Here is an 18,377-nt window from a genome sequence, read left to right as displayed (position 1 = left end):
GCACACAATTATTAAACGATAAAGAATGCGAAGAAATTTTTTTGATTATATTTTGATTTCCTTAAAAGGAATGGCTATGGGAGCAGCTGATGTAGTCCCAGGAGTTTCAGGAGGAACAATAGCTTTTATCTCTGGGATTTACGAAGAACTTATTGACTCTATCAGCAAAATCAATTTAGGGGCTTTAAAAATTCTTAGAAAAGAAGGAATTACTCCCTTTTGGAAGCATATTAACGGAAATTTCTTTCTTGCCCTGTTTTTAGGAGTAGCAATTAGCATTTTTTCATTAGCAAAGGGCATAAAATGGTTATTGGCTAACGAGCCTATCTTGGTTTGGTCTTTCTTTTTCGGATTGATGGTAGCCTGTATTTTATTTTTAGCGAAAGACATACAAAAATGGAGTTTGGCTACAATTCTGGTAATGATTATTTCGTTTGTAGTTGCCTACGGAATAACAACTTTACCTCCTTTAGGAAGCCACAACGGATTAATATTTTTATTCTTTGCTGGAGCTTTGGCTATTTGTGCGATGATTCTTCCTGGTATTTCAGGAGCTTTTATTTTGGTCCTTCTGGGAGCTTATGACACTGTTCTTACCGCCGTTGATGAAAAAAATATTAAAATATTAGCAATAATTGCAATGGGTGCTGTTTTTGGATTACTAAGTTTTTCCAAAATATTAAAATGGCTTTTTGAACATCATCGGAATTTGACTATTGCTTCCTTAACTGCTTTCATAATTGGCTCACTTAATAAAGTTTGGCCTTGGAAAGAAGTTATTTCAACCAAAGTAGATGCTCACGGAAAAGTAATTCCGTTGTTAGAAAAAAGCATTCTACCCACTTCCTACGAAGGAAATCCGCAAGTAATTCTTGCAATTACAATGGCTTTGGCAGGTTTTTTCCTGTTGTACGGACTTGAAAAATGGGCAGGAAAATTGAAAACAAACCGATAAAGAACATTAACAATATAATTACAATGAGATTGTTTTAAAAATATTTAAAATAGTCTCATTTTTAAATTGCAATGACTTTAAACTGGTGATATATAATATAGTCTGAAAAATAAATATTATGAAACGTTTATTTGCTTTGGTAGGGAAAAATATTTCGTACTCTTTCTCAAGGGCTTATTTCACAGAAAAATTTGAAAAAGTACACATTTCAGATGCTGAATATGTCAATTTCGATTTGAATTCTGTTGATGAGCTGCCTCAAAAACTTCAGGAAAATCCAAACATACAAGGAATGAACGTAACCATTCCTTATAAAAAGGAAATTATTCCTATGTTGGCAAAATTAGACCCTATAGCAGAAGAAATCGGGGCGGTGAACACCATCAAAGTTACCCAAGAAGGATTGATAGGATACAATACCGATTATTTTGGGTTTGGCGAATCATTAAAGCCTTTTTTGGAAGAACATCACACTAAAGCTCTGATTTTAGGCACAGGCGGAGCGTCCAATGCGGTGGCATATGCACTGAAAAAGCTCGGAATTTCTTTTCGGTTTGTGTCCAGAACACCCAAAATGGGGCAATTTTCGTACTCGGATTTGTCCTCACAAATTATAAACAAATACAAAATCATCATCAATTGTACGCCTTTAGGAACTTTCCCTAATGTAGAAGACTTCCCTCCTATCCCATACCAATTTCTGACCTCAGAACATCTGCTTTACGACCTAATTTACAATCCAGAGAAAACAACTTTCTTGCAAAAAGGAGAAAAAAAGAAAGCAATCATCATTAACGGACGGAAAATGTTGGAACTTCAGGCTGAAAAAGCGTGGGAAATATGGAATGAAATCTCCAATGAAAGTAAAAAATAACTAAAATATCACCTAATCAATATAAATCAAAGTAAAAAATGACTTAAATATCAGCTTTTAAGTCTCTAAAAATTCTAAAATAATCACTTTTGTATGGAAATAACATATTCTTTATCCGAAATAGACGCAGTTGCACAACAGATACTTCCTCTACTTTCTTCCAAAGTTGTTGTTTTTGAAGGAAGTATGGGAATGGGAAAAACTACACTTATCAAATCGTTAGTAAAAGCCCTCGCCATTGACGACGTTACGGGAAGCCCCACATTCGGTTTGGTAAATCATTATGAAAGTGATGACAACATCGTATATCATTTTGATTTTTATCGTATTGAACACGAGGAAGAGGCTTTTGATATTGGCTTTGAAGAATACCTATATTCTGGGGCGTGGTGCTTCATTGAGTGGGCAGAACGCGTAAGCTCTTACCTACCTGAACGTTACACCACGATTGAAATTCAGTGGATTGATACCGACAAAAGAAAGCTAAAAATTATCAATCCTTCCGATTAGGGAGCTTAACACGCACTTTCACAGGAAAATGGTCTGACGGATATAGTCCGTCAATTTTTTTATCTATGATTTTATAATTTTTCGCCTGTAAACCTTCGGAAATGAAAATAAAATCAATACGTTCTTGAGGAGCTTCATCTAATTTGAACGCTGTGAATGTGCCTTTAGGAATGTTGTTATAAGGTTTGTAAGTATCTTTGAGTTGTTTTTTGATGGCAACGATACCTTCATGTTGTGGTGGAACATTAAAGTCACCCATAAGTATCACATTTGCTTTTGAATTACCTGTAATTTCTTTTATTTTATCCAAAATCAAAGTGGCACTTTCCCGCTGAGCTACCTTTCCTTCGTGGTCGAAATGTGTGTTGAATACAAAGAACTCCGTATTGCCTTGCTGCAATTTGAGCCAAGTTGTAATACGATTGCAACAAGTTCCGTCCCAGCCTTTCGATGGAACTTCGGGAGTTTGTGAAAGCCAAAACTGACCGCTATCAAGCAACTTAAATTTTTTCTTATCGAAAAAAACAGCCATATGCTCCCCACCTTGCTTTCCGTCGTCTCTTCCTACTCCCACACGCTGATAATTCGGAAAAGCGTCCTCTAAAAATGTTACTTGATGATGTAATGCTTCCTGAACACCCAAAATAGCAGGATTTTGTGCCTTAAGAAACCTCACAACACGTTCTTTTCGATTACCATCTGTCCAAGAATTTTCCTTATCGCCCGTATTATCAAGACGAATATTGAAAGTCATCACGTCAAAAGTCTGAGCATAACTCAATTTGCCAAAAAATATGACAAATACCATCAAAAATAACTGAATTTGTCTTTGTTTTATGAACATAATCTATCTAATTTAATAAAAATACACTTTTTAATATACTATTTTTTATCCTCTAAAATATTAAAACTCCTATCTTTTACCCAAAAAAATAAATCAAAAAAAGATAGGAGGCAATAAATACATAAAAATCCTAAAAATTAAAAAAATTTAAAAAACAACCGCCCCCTATCCTAAAATTTTAAAAAGAGGAATGAAGAAAAAATTAATAAATAACTTAGTAAAATGAATTGTTTAACCTGTAAAACTTCCATTCCCCAAAGAATAAAAAAGTTATTACTCCTAAATGAACTGAAAATTGTAATATTAACTATTTAACCTGTTTGAAAAGAAACTTTATTTATTAGTTTCTATTTCAGATATTTTTCATTTGTTCAGTTTTTACTTGGAAATTTAAAAATAATGTTCCATTTTATCCTGCAAACATAATAATTCTGACATTGTAGTCATCGGTAATGTCCATAAGTGTTCCTGTTAGAATTCCAAGCAAATTGATAAAACTTATTTTATCATAATGCCCAATATATTTCCGCTCGATATTGTCCATTGCCGAAAGTACTTCATCAAAATTAGGAACATCTTCCTTAGGAACTCTTCCCATATAAATTTTAGTCTGAGTTAATTCCTGTCTGTGATTTCGTATTTTACTACTTAGGTCAGATAAATCCTTCTGTATGTGTTCTTTTTCAATCAAATAAATTCGTTCTAAAAGCTCTCTTAACTTACTTGGTTTGGAAAATCTTTTAACACGAATCTTGGAATAATCCAATTCAGAATGATAGCTATTTATCTTTACAAGTAAATCTTCTAACCAAAAATAATCAAACTGAATAGCTTCATATTCTTGTTCTGTAAGTTGATATTTTTTCATATCCTCTTCCTTGTCGAACTCATTAATATCCCAAAGGCTATATCCGATGGCATCATCAAGTCGATAATCATTTGTATTGATTTCAATCGCTCTCTGATATACATCATTTTGGTACAATAAGATAGCTAAACGTGTTCCTATTCGCATTGTTTTTTTAATTTTTAGTTGTTTAGGGTTAAAAACGAATACTTTTTAGCTTTTAGCTCAATGCTTTTTTAACGGTTTGATTAATATTATTGATGATATTCAAATATTTAGCCTCTCCGTTAATTTCTGCTAATGCATTGATACGTTTGCATACTTTTACAAAAATTTTTTGCATTTCTTCACGCTTTTCTTTAGCCTCTCCGCTCTTAACTACGCCTTGCTCTTCGATGCGACGCTCGTAAGTTACAATGAAATTATCATTAGCAACCCGAAGTGCCTCAATCCATTCGGTAGCTCTAATTTTTTCAACAGCTTGTTTTAGCTCAGAAGCCTGTAAATCCTGTAAAAGACTAACTATTATTCCCGTTTCTTCTTGTAAAGGACGAGTTTGCGGATTTTTTCCGTACTTTTCGATTATTAGTGAGACTTTTTTAGCTGCTTGAGCTACTTCCTCAGTTGGAAAATGAAGATAAAGATTGCATTGGTCGATAAAAGAAGTCAGGAAAAGGTCTCGTTTATGGTCAAATTCTGAAATTACTTCAGTATATTCACTCTTTTTCAGTCCTTTTAGTGCCTTATCCAACTCTTCAAGAGCTGTATCAAACTCAGGTTTGAGTCTTTCCAGCTCTAATTCTGTTAAATTTTCTGCTTCCAAGAAGCGTTTAATGGTTGCCATAACTTGGAAATACTCCATTTGGCGAACTTTCCGAAGGTCTGTACGATGAATCATAACAATTTGTATTTATTTCTACTTGCCAAATGTACAAATATTCATATTTAAAAGCAATTTTTTCAGTATTTTTTTCTTATCAAATAGTTCCGTTTTCTTTCTATTTAGAAAATTGTTGTAAGTATATTCTTTTTGAGATATTTTTTAGTATTTTTAATCAAAAAAGCACTTTAAAGGTCATATAATTCTTTCTTTTAAATTCATAGAAGGTTTTAACATCATATTTTTGTATAATTTTAATTTAAAAATAGATTTTAAGACACTATTTTATATAGAATTAGATATAAAAATACTCATAAAATAGATATTTTGTTATGATTTGCACTAAAAATCATCTTATGATGTGATATTTTAGTAAGGATAAAATTAATTTAAAAGAATTATATTTCATTTTAGAGTAATTTCTTTTTAAATTATAGAAGATTTTCATTTTTGGAACTTTCAATTATATGTAATATATTTGTGAAGTAAAATTTTAAAATCGAAAAAAATGGAAATTATTGTAACAATACTAAGTATTTTAATAATCATTGTTGGAATTATAGGAACTATTTTGCCTATTTTACCAGGTTTAGTGCTATGCTTAGCAGGTTTGTTTGCCTATAAATTTTTTGGAAATGGAACAGAATTAGCAAATACGTATCTTTGGGTATTTTCTATTTTAACTATTCTTTCGTTAATTCTGGAATATATTATTCCTGTAAAATTAAATAAAAAATATGGAGGAACAAACTGGGGAAGTGCTGGAGGCATTATAGGAATGCTCATAGGTTTTATTATCCCAATTCCATTAGGTTTTTTAATAGGAATGCTTGTTGGGGTTTTTATTGGGGAACTATTACACGATAGCCAAGATACAAGTAAAGCTTTCAAATCAATGAAAGGTTCTATCATTGGTTTCTTTTATGGAACTGCTTTTAAGTTATTAATTGGGATTGCAATTCTCTTTACAATTTTAATTGATTTGATTATGAAACTCTTTTAATCAGATTTCTTTTATTATCTTTTAGAAAGAAACATTTTTATACTATAATCAGTTTTGAAAAATTTATTCATTAGTAAAATCTGATTATAGTATTTTTATTTTGTAATCATTATTTGATATTTTAGTGTATATCATTTTTAGATTATGAAATTATATCAGCGAAACATTCTATTTTACTTTTATTTTATACAGAATAGGTATTAAAAATAGTACTTATATCTGTTTTACATTTATTGAATCTATCTTATTGAAATATTTATACGTTAATTCTGTTTATTTTAACTAAAAAATCTTGTGAAAAGCCATTCTTTTTTCATAGTTTTGCCCCGAAACAGCTTGAAATATTTTAAAATTGGCTTAACGATGAAAAAGATTTTGTTACTTATCTTCAGTTTTTCCGTGATGGGAAGCATTGCTCAGGAATTGCGGTCTTCTTACTTTGTAAAAACATCAGCTTTTAAGCATCAAATAAATCCAGCTTTGCTTGATAAGCCCTATGTTGCTGTGCCTATGCTGGGAAATATTAATGTAGGAACTCGAGGAAGGAATGGACATTCTACGTTCTTCTATCCGCTTGAAAATAATTCTGATAATCATTTTGTAACGTTTCTGCACCCTTCTGTTAACGACAAGGATTTTTTGAAGAAGATAAAAAACAACGTGACTATCAACGCCAATTTGAATTACAATTTGCTTTCTGCAGCCTTCAATGCCTTCAACGGAACGAATTTAATAGAGGTTAATCTCCGTTCCAACAATTACGCAATTTTTCCGCATCATCTTTTTGTGTTTATGAAGTCGCCTACTTCAAAAAAGAACTATTCTTTTAAGAATTTAGGAATGAAATCGGAAACATATGCCGAATTTGTTTTAGGACATTCACGTAAACTCAGCCGAAACCTCACCATAGGAGGAAAATTAAAGGTTTTGATAGGAGCAAGTTACGCAGAATTAAAGGTAAATCATATGCATATTTCTTCTGCGGGAAATTTTTGGAACATAGATGGTGACACTGAACTAACTACGGCGGTGTTTAACTCTCACTTAAGGTATAAAGAAGATTCAGGCACACAATCTCAAGCCCCATCAGGTAACAAACCAAGGGTAAACGACCTTTCCGACCCTACTTTTGGTCTGCCTGGAAGAGGAATTGCATTAGATATGGGTATTACCTACCAAACACCTTTTATAGAAGAACTTACCTTGTCTGCTTCTTTGACCGATGTGGGTTATATGGTTTGGAAGAATGCAAATATGGCTTCCTCAAAAGGAAATTGGATGTTTGATGGTTTTAAAGACTTCTCACACTACAAACCAACGGAAAGCCCTACCGTGTCTGCTCAAATAAAACAACTGAAAATTGAAACTGCAAGAATGCTTTCGTTGTATTATGACGGAAAAAAGAATACAGGAAAGATGCTACCTATGACAATCAATTTGGGAGCGGAGTATATTGTTCCATCTTACGATAAGCTACATTTTGGAATGTTATTTTCACACAGATTTAATGACATCTACAGCTTTTCACAGATGATGTTATCGGCAAATATTCGCCCTACAGATTGGTTTGAGGCTTCATTAAGTGGTTCTGCCACCAGTGATAGCGTTACTTTGGGCGGAATGCTTAATTTTTATACTCCGAGATTTAATTTTTACATAGGTTCCGACCGATTTTTCGGAGGATTATCAGAACAATACATTCCTAAAAATAGCCTCAACGCGAATATTAACTTAGGTTTTGTTATTCCGCTTGAAAGAAGATACAGATAAAAAAAGCTATTCCTTACGGAATAGCTCTTTTCACGCATTTCTCCTTCATTTTCCCTCTGCTCTGCTAATCACTCTACATAACATCTCTCTTCACAAACCTCCCTTACATTTCATCTCACTTCATTTATTTCTCACTCTATATTTTTATGTTATAATAATATCACGGCGTTGAATTAGAAACCTGAATAACCTTGCCGTTAAATAAATCACCAGCATTTAACGCAAAATCAAAAATATATTTTGCCATACTTTCAGGACTTGTATTAGCTTTATATTCAGGAAAAGCCTCCGAAAGCATCTCTGTTTGAACAGCCCCTAATGCCAATGTGTTGAAAACAATCCCTTTCTCTTTATATTCTTCCGCCAAAAGCTCCGAAAGTGTGATTACGGCTCCTTTTGATGAACTATAAGCTGCCAAACCTGCAAATTTCATACTCCCTTGAATTCCCCCCATACTACTGATGGTAACTACGTGCGAACCTTTGCTCATAAATGGAATTACAGTTTGTATCAGTCTGGCAACTCCGAATATATTAACATCATAAACCTGAAAAAAATCCTCACGAGTAAGCATTTCAAAAGGTTTATTGATTAATTTACCCGCATTGTTGATAAGAACATCTACTTTTTTCCATTTCTCAGATAAAAAATGAGAAACCTGCTTCAAATCTTCTTCTGATGTTATATCAAAAGGAAAAAAATCTATATTTTTATTATTAAAATCTTTTAAAGGTTGTATGTTTCTCGATAAAGCTAATACCTTATGCCCCGAACTAGCAAATTGTTTTGCCAACTCCAAACCTATTCCTCTACTTGTTCCCGTAATTATTACATTCTTCATTTTGATGTAAATCCACAAGAATTATATTCTTCGCCAACAAAATTAACTGTTATATTTTAATTTCCAAAGATTTTTCTATTATTTTTTTACTTTTGATTTAATTTCAAATATTTATTACCTTTACCCCTGTTTTCAAAAAAGTAATTCATATGAAAAAAGGATTTATGGCATTAATCGCAGGAATGATTGCAAATTTTACTACAGCACAACAACCATTAACTCCTGAAAAGTTATGGGAACTGAACAGAGTTGGAGCTATTGGGTTTAGCTCTGATAAAAATTATGTTTTCTTCAGTGTTTCGAAACCAAATATGGAGGATAATACATTCAAAAGAACTTTCTACAAACTCTCAGTAAAAGGCGGTGTTCCCATTCCAGTTTCAGAAGAAGAAACAAAGAAAGTTACCGAAAAAATAAATGCTTCAGGTAGTAAAAAATTAATTCATAAATCGGTGAAAATTAATCCCGTTTTTGCAAAAGATTTCTATCAAGATTTAGATAAATCAACAGGGCAAGTTTACAAATCATTAAATCACCGGCATTGGGATAAATGGACAGATGGTACGTTCAATCACGTATTTATTGAAAATATTGAAGATGGAAAACAAATAGATATTATGGAAAATCTTCCCTATTATTGTCCGCAGGAGCCTTTTGGAGGAAGTGAAGATTATATTTGGAACAATGACGGAACAAAAGTATTATACGTTACTAAAGCCAAAACAGGAACTGATTATGTACTTAGTACAAATACTGACATCTATCAGTACGACGTACAAAGTGGCAAAACAATAAATATCACTGAAGGAATGATGGGATACGACACACGTCCGTCTTTTAACAAGAATGGGGTTTTGGCTTGGCTAAGTATGAAAGAGGAAGGTAATGAGGCAGATAAAAACGATTTAATTATCCTTCAAAATGAGCAAAAGAGAAATATTACTGAACATTGGGATAACACTATTTTTAGTTATATTTGGAGTAATGACGGAAAAAAAATCTACTTCCTCGCTGCAACAGATGGAACAGAACAAGTTTTTGAAATAAATCCGTTTGACGAAAAGCCCACTCTAAAACAGCTAACGAAAGGCAATTTTGACATCAATGAAATTATCGGTCAAGCTGGAGATTTATTGGTGGTAACTCGTACAGATATGAACCAAGCTGCTGAGATTTATACCATTAATCTTGCTAAAAAGTCGAAAAAGAAAGCTTTTTTAGATGTAACACAACTCTCTCACATTAACGACGATATGTACAAAACTATTGCGAAATGTGAGGTAAAGAAAAGAATTATAAAAACAACTGATGGGAAAGATATGTTTGCTTGGGTTATCTATCCTCCTGACTTCAATCCAGAGAAAAAATATCCCACGCTGTTATATTGCCAAGGAGGACCGCAATCTGCTCTGACACAATTTTATAGCTTCCGATGGAATTTTCAGTTAATGGCTTCACAAGGATATATAGTGATTGCTCCAAGCAGACGCGGAATGCCTGGATTTGGCACCAAGTGGAATGCACAAATTAGTAGAGATTGGGGTGGACAGGTAATGAAGGATTATCTTTCTGCTATTGATGATATTTCAAAAGAAAGCTATGTAGATACTTCACGTTTGGGAGCTATTGGAGCAAGTTATGGAGGCTATTCTGTATTTTACTTAGCTGGAATTCACAACAAACGTTTCAAATCATTCATAGCTCATTGTGGAGTTTTTAATTTACAAAGTATGTACGGAACGACAGAAGAGTTATTTTTTAACAATAATGAAATTGGTGGAGCTTATTGGGAAAAAGACAATGAGGCTGCAAAAAAATCATATCGAGATTTTAATCCTATTGAACTTGTTGGAAATTGGGACACTCCAATACTGATTATCCACGGAGGAAAAGATTATAGAGTTCCGAAAGAACAGGGGCTTCAAGCATTTACTGCTGCACAGGTAAGAGGCATAAAAAGTGAGTTGCTTTACTTCCCTGATGAAAACCATTGGGTGCTAAAACCTCAGAATGGTCTGTTCTGGCAGAGAAACTTTTTCAGATGGCTTGAAGAAACTCTTTAGAATACAATTATAATCCACTTAAAACTACTTTTTGCGTGTAACCTATAATTAGAATAAAAGATGAAACGAACATAGGCTAACAAGAAATTTGTTAACACAAAAAGTAGTTAAAATAAGGGGGTTAAAATGTAATGTACAAAAAGATATAATATAAAAAAGACCGAAAAAGCTTTAAAAATAAGGGAGTTACAACTAAAAAAGCCCGAAAATGGAAACAAAACCAAATGTACAACAATTACCATTAACTACTATTTAATTACCATTTAAAAAGCCCGAAATTACCATATAATTTGCTGTAACTACTGTTGTGGGGTGCAAAGATACTTAAAACTACCATAAACCCAGTAAAACAAGCCCTTTTGGGGCTTTTTTTATGCCCAAACGTCCCTACTTTTTACAATTATATTTAGATGAATTTGTTTACAAGCTCAATCGCCGCTATTTTGGAGAGCATTTATTTGATAGATTGGTCTTGGCGAACATCACCACTTATGAGTGATTAAGGATATACAAAAAATTTTTTGATTCATTTTCCAAGTGGTTTGTATATCCATTGAACCTAATTTAATTTTATCGGGACCCAAGCGTTTATTTATGGTATCAATTGTATTCATTAATTGCCTATGCTTAGAATGGTGATCTTCATCAAAAAGAGATACCAATCTTGCGTTTTCAGGTACAAATTCAGACACAATAACTCCAACTTTTCTATAAGCTATATCAGGGATAAATATCTTATCCAATGCCATTGTAGCTGATTTTGAAAGCTCAATAGCTGAATTACTCGGATTCATCAATGTAATTGTTAATGAATTTCCATAATAATAATTTTGGAATCTATCCGTAGAAATAAAAACCGTAATATACCTACAACAAGAATTTTGCTTTCTCAATTTCTCTGAACACTTAAAAGCGTATGTTGATACACGCTCCCTTATTGGCTCATAATCTCTTATAGCTTTTGCTAGTGTCCTTGTAGTAGAGATTGTTTTTTTAGGTTGAATAGTTGTATTTATTTGGTACCGTGGTTCACCCCCATCACCCCATTCGCCATTTAAACCAATTGTAAATGATGCGGCAAATTTGTTTTCTAAAATAACTTTCTTGATTTTATCAGCTGAGATTTTCAGCAATCCTTCCAACTGGTCATCCTTATCTTTTGATATTGGACTATCATCGATAATGGAATTTTTTTGTGCATCAGTCGTATCAGTACTAACAAAAAATTTTAAATAATGACCAAAATGCATTAAAACAACTACAAAAGCAACATCAAAATAAGCAAAACTATCCGAAATCCGAAATCTTGTAAATTCGAAAAAATCATTGAATGATCTTTCGTAAATGTAAAATGAAATAACTATAAGTAAGAAAAATGTAATCGTTTTTTTAGGTATTGTAAATAAACATTTATTTACTGTGAGGCTAATATACAATATCAATGCTGCAATTACAACGAAATCAAGTAAGAAACTAGAATTAGCATATTCTAATTTTTCATTAACGAAAAGCTCGAAAAAAGTGACCTCAAGAAAATTTGAAAAAGCAATTAGTACAATAAATCCTAAACTTAAAAAAAGCAGGTTACGAATTAAAAGTATCACATTCATATTTATTAAGAATTTTCTTTCAAACTATTATTATCGTGATTTTAGACTTTATGTGCACAAAGTGCTTGCTTCCAGTATTTAATATACTAATATCAAACTATAATTATCCCTCGCAAACTCCTTCAAATAATTCTCCACATTTAACAAACCATTTTGCTCTCCAAGAAGTAAAAGCAAGTGGTCGGGAGTCATTATATTGTGTACACCGTCTGTACAGATTATAAAGGAACTATTCTCAGAAAAATTTTCGATTTCAAAAAACTCAGGTTTACTGTTTTCACGTTTTCCGGCGATAGACCGGGTTACAATATGACTGTATCTTTTGTGGATTTCAGGTGAGCGTATAGCATCTGTTTCTAACATTTCATTTAGTAAAGTATGACTTCTTGACTGCCAGTTTAACTTACCTTCTTTGAAATGACAAATCTTCACATCACCAATCCAAAAAGAAATGGCTTTGTCTTCGGTGAGCAAAATTCCACCAACAGTTGCACCTGAAGTAATCGCATTTTCAATATTAAATTGTTTTATTGCAAGATTAGCTTTTCTAAATGCATTTTCAATTCCTTGACTGTCAAATTCGGAAATCGAGCGCAGGTGAGTTGCAATATTTTCACTGATGATTTTTGCGGCAATTTCACCTTTCTGATAGCCGCCCATACCATCTACCACTAGAAATAAAGTAGCGGTCTGATTAATATCTTCAATAAGAATAACATCTTCATTGAGTTCTCGCGTCCCAATTCCTGTAAAAAATTTATACTCCATTAATTTCCTGTTGCCTGTTTGGTTGCACCACCGTGCTTGGTTACGCGTGGTCTTGTAGAAATCTTAACCGGTTTTAGCGTCAGACTGTGATCATTTGCTTTTGTCGCCCATAGGAATGCTTCTCCCGGTTTCAGAACGCTCATGTCAGCAGGGGTTAGTCCGTTTAACTGTATTACGGATTTCTGAATATGTTTCAGCCATTGTGGTGAATTAAACTTGTGCAAAAGCACCATACTGCTCAACTCTATAATTTCGTTCGGCAAACTTGGCGGATCCTGACTTGCAATCATAATCGAAACCCCTTTGTGTCGCATTTCTCGAATTGCTGTAACTATGCTTCCTGTGAGATCCTTATTGTCCATATATTTATGTGCTTCATCAAAAACAATGAACTTATTAAAGTGCTTCCCTTTAAACTCTTTTACTCCTGAAAAAATATTCAGCATAATGACAAATAATCCCAGTGCTTCATCTTTAACGATAAATTCGTCACGAAGGTCTACAATAACCAATTTCCCTGGTTCAAGTATTGAGCTTAATGAAACTTCATCATCAATATACTCCTGAGCAAAATTGAGTTTTTGTTTTGCCAATTGCTTTTGAGTGTTTGAAAGTAAATCTGAATTTTCTACACTTTCACGAATCGCACTCATTGTTATATTACGCCGGTGTTCCTTCATAATATATTTCAGTTGTTTTATATATGAAGAATCATTACCGATGGCACCTAAAAGAAATAACCAATCCTGAACATTCAATTCCTGTGAACTGAACATCAAAGGCCTTACCTCTATTGAAGGAAATTGCTCTCTCCTTTCCTCAACTTTATCAAATGGAGTCAGAATAATTACCTTATCAAGAGAATCGGGTTCTGCTCCATAAAGATTTTTTAATTTTTCAACTTCAGATGTATTGTCATTTGGATAAATCATAGAGGTGAATTCCGGCTCATAATCCATACTTTCACTATAGTGAAAAATAACTCCTGCCAATGGTGAAGGTAACCTGTTAATATTATCAAACTGTTTCAAGACCATTTCTGAAACGGTTCCAATGGTATAACTCTTACCACCTCCCTGCACTCCGAAAAGACTTATAGTATTGGTATCTGAAAGATCCATCGCAATGGTTTTGTTCTGAATAGTTTTACCAAGAATGCCAAATTGGGGACTTATATTTGCCTTACCCACAAGAACATCAAAATCAACATCATTGACTTCAACATCCTTGTCTTCTGGCTCTTCAGCGGGTTTGTCTGCTTGTTTTTCATCATTATTGTTTGAAACTTTGTTTGAAACATCTTCTGTTGGCAGTTCCTTTTCTGGTTCGGATTTATTATTTTCAGATGCATCTTCAAAAGATTGCTTTTCTTCAGCAACCTTAAAAAATGTTGAATCGTGCTGTGTTTTTAATTTGGATTTAAATTGCTGAATAAAAGGATCAAGTTTGTTCTTGGTATCAAATGCATTTTCAAATTCCTGTCTGAACTCCTCGTCTTCCAAACGACGTGTGTTCAAATCCGAATCTGGATCCAAAATCTCAGCAATCAGTTTTTCACCAAATGTGAATAAAACTGTGTCATCAACCAATGTTTCTTTCAGATGCTTTTGATGAAAACTAAAATCAAAAATGAACCCTACCCGATTAAACTTAAATCTGAAACCTTTATCCAAATTTTGAATAAAATTCCAATAAGTATTGTATGCGTTTTCGGAAATACATTTATACCTAAATGCTCTGTCAATATAGAAAGACAGCAAAGATTTCAATTCTTTGTTTTTGATTTCCCTATCCAATCTATCTTCAGATGTAAAATTATTAGGATCGTAATGCTGTTTCAGAGCGAAAATAGTATTGTTGATCTGATCTATCATTTTTATCTTAAGATCTTCTCGTTCAGCAATTCCAAGTGACTTACGACATTTAATTTCTAAAACTGAAACATCAATGGTTGACGTTTCCTTATCTATCGAAATAAACAGGTTATCTGCCCTACTTTTCGAATTTGAATCCAAATTATCAAACAGATTTTGGTGTAAATCAATCGGAACCAGGAAGGCGTTTTCAAGCAATCCTTTTTTCTCAAGAACCCGTTTTGCAAAAGCAGAACCAATCACTTCAAATGCTTTATTCTTTGATGTATTAAGCTGCATTACGAGAGAACTGCTGATTGCCCTCAAGTCCTCCAATAAAACTTGCAGTGCTGACTGACCATCTTCAGTCGAAACATCTATTCCAAAATCCTGAAAATGCGGTGCTAAAATTCCTACAATCTCACTTGACGGTTTTGTAGTAAGATAAGAAGAAACACCTGTTACTTCTTCTCCCGGAATATAATCCAAAAGGAATGGAATTTTTCCATCATCAGACGGCATATCGAATACCTGTGGCCCTAGATTCTTGTCAAATGTAATCACCCAATCAGAAAATTCGTGAAGATGCGACAATAAAACCTTATCCCTATCAATCAAATTTAGATTAATAGCAGGAACAGCGTCTGTTTTGTGGGAAGCCAATGCACCTGCAGTAAAAGACTGAAAAGTAGTATATAGACTATTCAATGGCTTGTTTGCATTTTCACCAAAATCAATAAATGAATACCAGGAAATGTTATTTCCATTCTGTTTTTCAACTACTTCAATTGCATTATCCAGGATCAATCCGTTCAAATAATCTACTTTATAATCGCGGTAAGGCTTATGCAGGGTTACATCCGAAGCAAACGGATTTATCAAGAAACTCAAGTGTGAATCGTATTTCGCAGGCATTTTCAAGTAATCGTCAATCTGATTTATTGAATATCTTAATTTAGGAAACAGTCTGTTTTTAGAAGGTTGTGAAAATAACTCCGCCTCTTCTGTCACCTGACTTTCGGGATTGATTAACTCTTTCAATGCCAAGCCATTTTCAATCAGAGAATCTTCACCAACAAAAATTCTAATTTCAAATTTTGTGTCAATGTATTCTTTGATTTTACTTACCTGAACCATTGCATCTGCAAAGATTTCACCGTCACCCACATTGAAAAGATTGATAATCAGTTTATCGGTATAAGGATGCTGAATCAGGAAGTTTTTTATACTCTTAACAACCACAGATTTATTCATATCATTGTCCACCATATTAGAATAAGAAATATTCAACAATGAACGGAAGTAATATTTTACCTGATGGTTCACTGGAACCAAGGTATCTTTTCGGTCTGAAAGATCTGAATTCAGATAAATACCCCAACCGAATGAAAGATCGCCCAAATAATCAAAATTTGAAAAATTGTTAGGATCAACAATAACATAAGGGTTGTTTTGAGGGGTAAGTTTCCCAAGGAAAATATTCTCGAGATTGCTCCAATCTTTGATATGTCCGTTATAATTTAAAGTCTTATCATACCACTCTTCAAATAATTCCATTAAGTTTACAAACCATGCTAATCTCAAAGGATGAAGCGGTGACATCAAAATTGCAGAAACAGGTTGTCCATTAGGTAATCTTGATTTTACCTTTACCATATCCAAATACTGAACTTCAGAAAATAGCATCCTCAATTCCTTGTCTTTTTCTTCACCTCCGGATGCTGAATCTAGCTGAGTGTATAAATCATCCAACCATTTCTGATATTCAAAAACATAATCGTCAATAAGGTCTTTAATCTCATACAAATTAGCCGTTTCTATTATACCGTTTTCTTTATCATTAGAATTCTGAATCGCTATAAATACTTGCTGACGAAGCTCCATCAATCTTGGCGGTGCAATATCAGTTAACGGACTTTTCTCCAGAAAGCAATTTTGTAATCCTGTTGCAGTTGTATTATTGCTTAATGAAACACTGATATGACCTAAAACCTCAGGATTTGATAAGAATTCATTCTCAATTAAACGCAACTTACTTGAAATAATTACCTGATAATTGTGTCTCGGCGAATAGTTTATATGGTAAGTAGAATTCAACTTTGGTTTCGTATCATTCAGCCATACGTTGGACGTTTCACTTGGAATAGGTAGAGAAATCGGATTATTATTTCTTAAATTTTCAATATTAAATTTGAAAAATGCCTGAAGAACATTATTCAATTTATCTTTCCTTGTATTTTCTTCCTTCTCAGGATTCTCGTCAAAGAAATAATCAAAATCTTCAGAATCACAAGTCAGCTTGTAATTCAGTTCTGCTTTTGCTTCCGCGGTTTTCCCCTGCTCTTCCCAATTCTTTTGAATAGTTGAATCGTAAAAATCGTCATTACTATTTAAGATATTTCCATTTTCATCCTCTGCAATTACTTTGAAAAAGTAGGAACCCTCTTCCATTGAATTGGAATTCAATTCTACTTTTGCTTCGCGATAATGTGATGCTGCAGCTGTATTAGGTGCTTTTCGTAACACATTTATTTCTTGTCCTGCACCACCATCAACAGACATCAGAATTACTTTGAAATGTTTTAACTGTTCAAGATTTTTGGGTTCCGGTGTTGTGGTATAACGAATCGTTACTTTTGCATTGGCTGTGTTCTTTGCTAAAAGCACTTTCTTACCTTTATCAACCGTAAAATCTGTTGAACGTATCTCAAGTACTTTAAGTTTGATATCTTTGAAGTCCAGATTAGGGATTTTCCAGTTGTTAAACCATAAATGCGAATAATCTTCCGATACGATATTGACCAAAGCAAACGCGGAAGTAATCTGAGTTTCTTTCTTAAAAAGTTCAATAAAACCTCTTTGCAACGTGTCTTTATCAATCTTTAATTCTTCAACCCGCTCATAAAGTGGCTTGTTGAATAAACATAAACTCCTAGTGCTTTCGATATTAAGGTTCAATCTTGAACGGAAAAGTTTCTCGTTTTTTAGTAAATCAGTATCAGGAAATATTGATAATAAATTCAGGTGACGACCAATAGATTCAAGTTCATAATCATCATTTTCAACTGCCAATAGATAATCAATAACATTACTTTGCTTTAGTTCGTTGACTTTAACGATTGAGAAAATCTGCTCAACATAGCTTTTCACCAATGGTGGAAGTTTTTCCAGAAGACTATTTCGTAATGCTGTTTCTACGGGTTCAAGGGAAATTTCCTTAAAAGTTGCATTTCCGTAAGAATCTTCCGCAGCGGTCCTGCTGTTTGACGGAATTAAAACCAGTAGTGGTTTATGCTGCTGATTTCGGTATTCAATCAGTTTGGTTGCTGAAATAAATGGGGGTTCTGAACTTTTTTCATCAATAATAAATGTATCCAGGTTATCAAACTCTTCTGAAAGAGACTTCCACAACATCATCATTTCATCGTTACCCATTCCTGTAATTTTCATACAGTGTCCGGGTTTTGCTTCCTGCAGTTCGAGCCTGTAAAGTTCAACAATCAGGTCTATAATATATCTGTAATACAGTGAAATGTTTTTTACTTCCATTGGTTTTAGT

13 protein-coding genes and 1 pseudogene are annotated in these 18,377 nt (G+C 33.3%); 7 read left to right on the top strand and 7 right to left on the bottom strand.

Annotation, left to right across the window (positions count from 1 at the left end):
- The first annotated feature begins 25 nt into the window (after positions 1-25).
- From CGC48_RS11600 to tsaE, 3 genes are all read left to right on the top strand, one after another.
- The gene (locus tag CGC48_RS11600; protein WP_098029695.1) at positions 26-955 is read left to right on the top strand and encodes a DUF368 domain-containing protein; all 930 of its coding nucleotides are present in this window, start codon (positions 26-28) and stop codon (positions 953-955) included.
- Between the two features lie 118 nt (positions 956-1,073).
- Positions 1,074-1,829: a shikimate dehydrogenase family protein gene (locus CGC48_RS11595; RefSeq protein ID WP_098029694.1), complete on the top strand. Its 756-nt coding sequence runs from the start codon at positions 1,074-1,076 to the stop codon at positions 1,827-1,829.
- Positions 1,830-1,922: 93 nt separating this feature from the next.
- Positions 1,923-2,339, top strand: a complete 417-nt coding sequence (gene tsaE, locus CGC48_RS11590; protein WP_098029693.1) for a tRNA (adenosine(37)-N6)-threonylcarbamoyltransferase complex ATPase subunit type 1 TsaE — start codon at positions 1,923-1,925, stop codon at positions 2,337-2,339.
- Here tsaE and CGC48_RS11585 read toward each other — a convergent pair.
- The 3 genes from CGC48_RS11585 to CGC48_RS11575 form a co-directional block, all read right to left on the bottom strand.
- Positions 2,323-3,183 (bottom strand): endonuclease/exonuclease/phosphatase family protein, encoded by an 861-nt coding sequence (locus CGC48_RS11585; protein WP_198537141.1) that lies wholly within the window; start codon positions 3,181-3,183, stop codon positions 2,323-2,325. The genes tsaE and CGC48_RS11585 overlap by 17 nt on opposite strands.
- 409 nt (positions 3,184-3,592) lie before the next feature.
- The gene (locus CGC48_RS11580; RefSeq protein WP_098029692.1) at positions 3,593-4,198 is read right to left on the bottom strand and encodes a hypothetical protein; all 606 of its coding nucleotides are present in this window, start codon (positions 4,196-4,198) and stop codon (positions 3,593-3,595) included.
- Between the two features lie 52 nt (positions 4,199-4,250).
- A complete protein-coding gene (locus tag CGC48_RS11575; RefSeq protein ID WP_098029691.1) occupies positions 4,251-4,928 on the bottom strand; it encodes a DUF6261 family protein in 678 nt (225 codons plus the stop codon).
- Between the two features lie 490 nt (positions 4,929-5,418).
- On the opposite strand from CGC48_RS11575, the gene CGC48_RS11570 reads away from it, so the two are divergent.
- Positions 5,419-5,913: a DUF456 domain-containing protein gene (locus CGC48_RS11570; protein WP_098029690.1), complete on the top strand. Its 495-nt coding sequence runs from the start codon at positions 5,419-5,421 to the stop codon at positions 5,911-5,913.
- A gap of 363 nt (positions 5,914-6,276) precedes the next feature.
- Positions 6,277-7,683: a DUF5723 family protein gene (locus tag CGC48_RS11565; RefSeq protein WP_157909908.1), complete on the top strand. Its 1,407-nt coding sequence runs from the start codon at positions 6,277-6,279 to the stop codon at positions 7,681-7,683.
- Positions 7,684-7,843: 160 nt separating this feature from the next.
- Here the strand turns inward: CGC48_RS11565 and CGC48_RS11560 are convergent, their stop codons facing one another.
- Positions 7,844-8,524, bottom strand: a complete 681-nt coding sequence (locus tag CGC48_RS11560; RefSeq protein WP_098029688.1) for an SDR family NAD(P)-dependent oxidoreductase — start codon at positions 8,522-8,524, stop codon at positions 7,844-7,846.
- 149 nt (positions 8,525-8,673) lie between these two features.
- On the opposite strand from CGC48_RS11560, the gene CGC48_RS11555 reads away from it, so the two are divergent.
- Positions 8,674-10,587: a S9 family peptidase gene (locus CGC48_RS11555; protein WP_098029687.1), complete on the top strand. Its 1,914-nt coding sequence runs from the start codon at positions 8,674-8,676 to the stop codon at positions 10,585-10,587.
- Between the two features lie 391 nt (positions 10,588-10,978).
- Positions 10,979-11,086 (top strand): annotated as a pseudogene (locus CGC48_RS11550) (IS1595 family transposase); the annotation flags it as partial.
- Here the strand turns inward: CGC48_RS11550 and CGC48_RS11545 are convergent.
- The 3 genes from CGC48_RS11545 to mads8 form a co-directional block, all read right to left on the bottom strand.
- Positions 11,070-12,197, bottom strand: a complete 1,128-nt coding sequence (locus CGC48_RS11545; protein ID WP_098029686.1) for a DinB/UmuC family translesion DNA polymerase — start codon at positions 12,195-12,197, stop codon at positions 11,070-11,072. The pseudogene CGC48_RS11550 and the gene CGC48_RS11545 overlap by 17 nt on opposite strands.
- 78 nt (positions 12,198-12,275) lie before the next feature.
- Positions 12,276-12,965, bottom strand: coding sequence for a PP2C family protein-serine/threonine phosphatase (locus CGC48_RS11540; RefSeq protein ID WP_098029685.1), 690 nt, complete (start codon positions 12,963-12,965; stop codon positions 12,276-12,278).
- Entirely contained in the window at positions 12,965-18,367 is a 5,403-nt protein-coding gene (gene mads8 / locus CGC48_RS11535; RefSeq protein ID WP_098029684.1) for a methylation-associated defense system ATP-binding protein MAD8, read from the bottom strand. The genes CGC48_RS11540 and mads8 overlap by 1 nt, the downstream gene beginning before the upstream one ends.
- Between the last annotated feature and the right edge of the window lie 10 nt (positions 18,368-18,377).

Origin of the sequence: Capnocytophaga cynodegmi, assembly GCF_002302475.1 — a bacterium.
Lineage (GTDB): Bacteria > Bacteroidota > Bacteroidia > Flavobacteriales > Flavobacteriaceae > Capnocytophaga > Capnocytophaga cynodegmi.
This window is presented reverse-complemented; position numbering and strand designations above follow the sequence as displayed.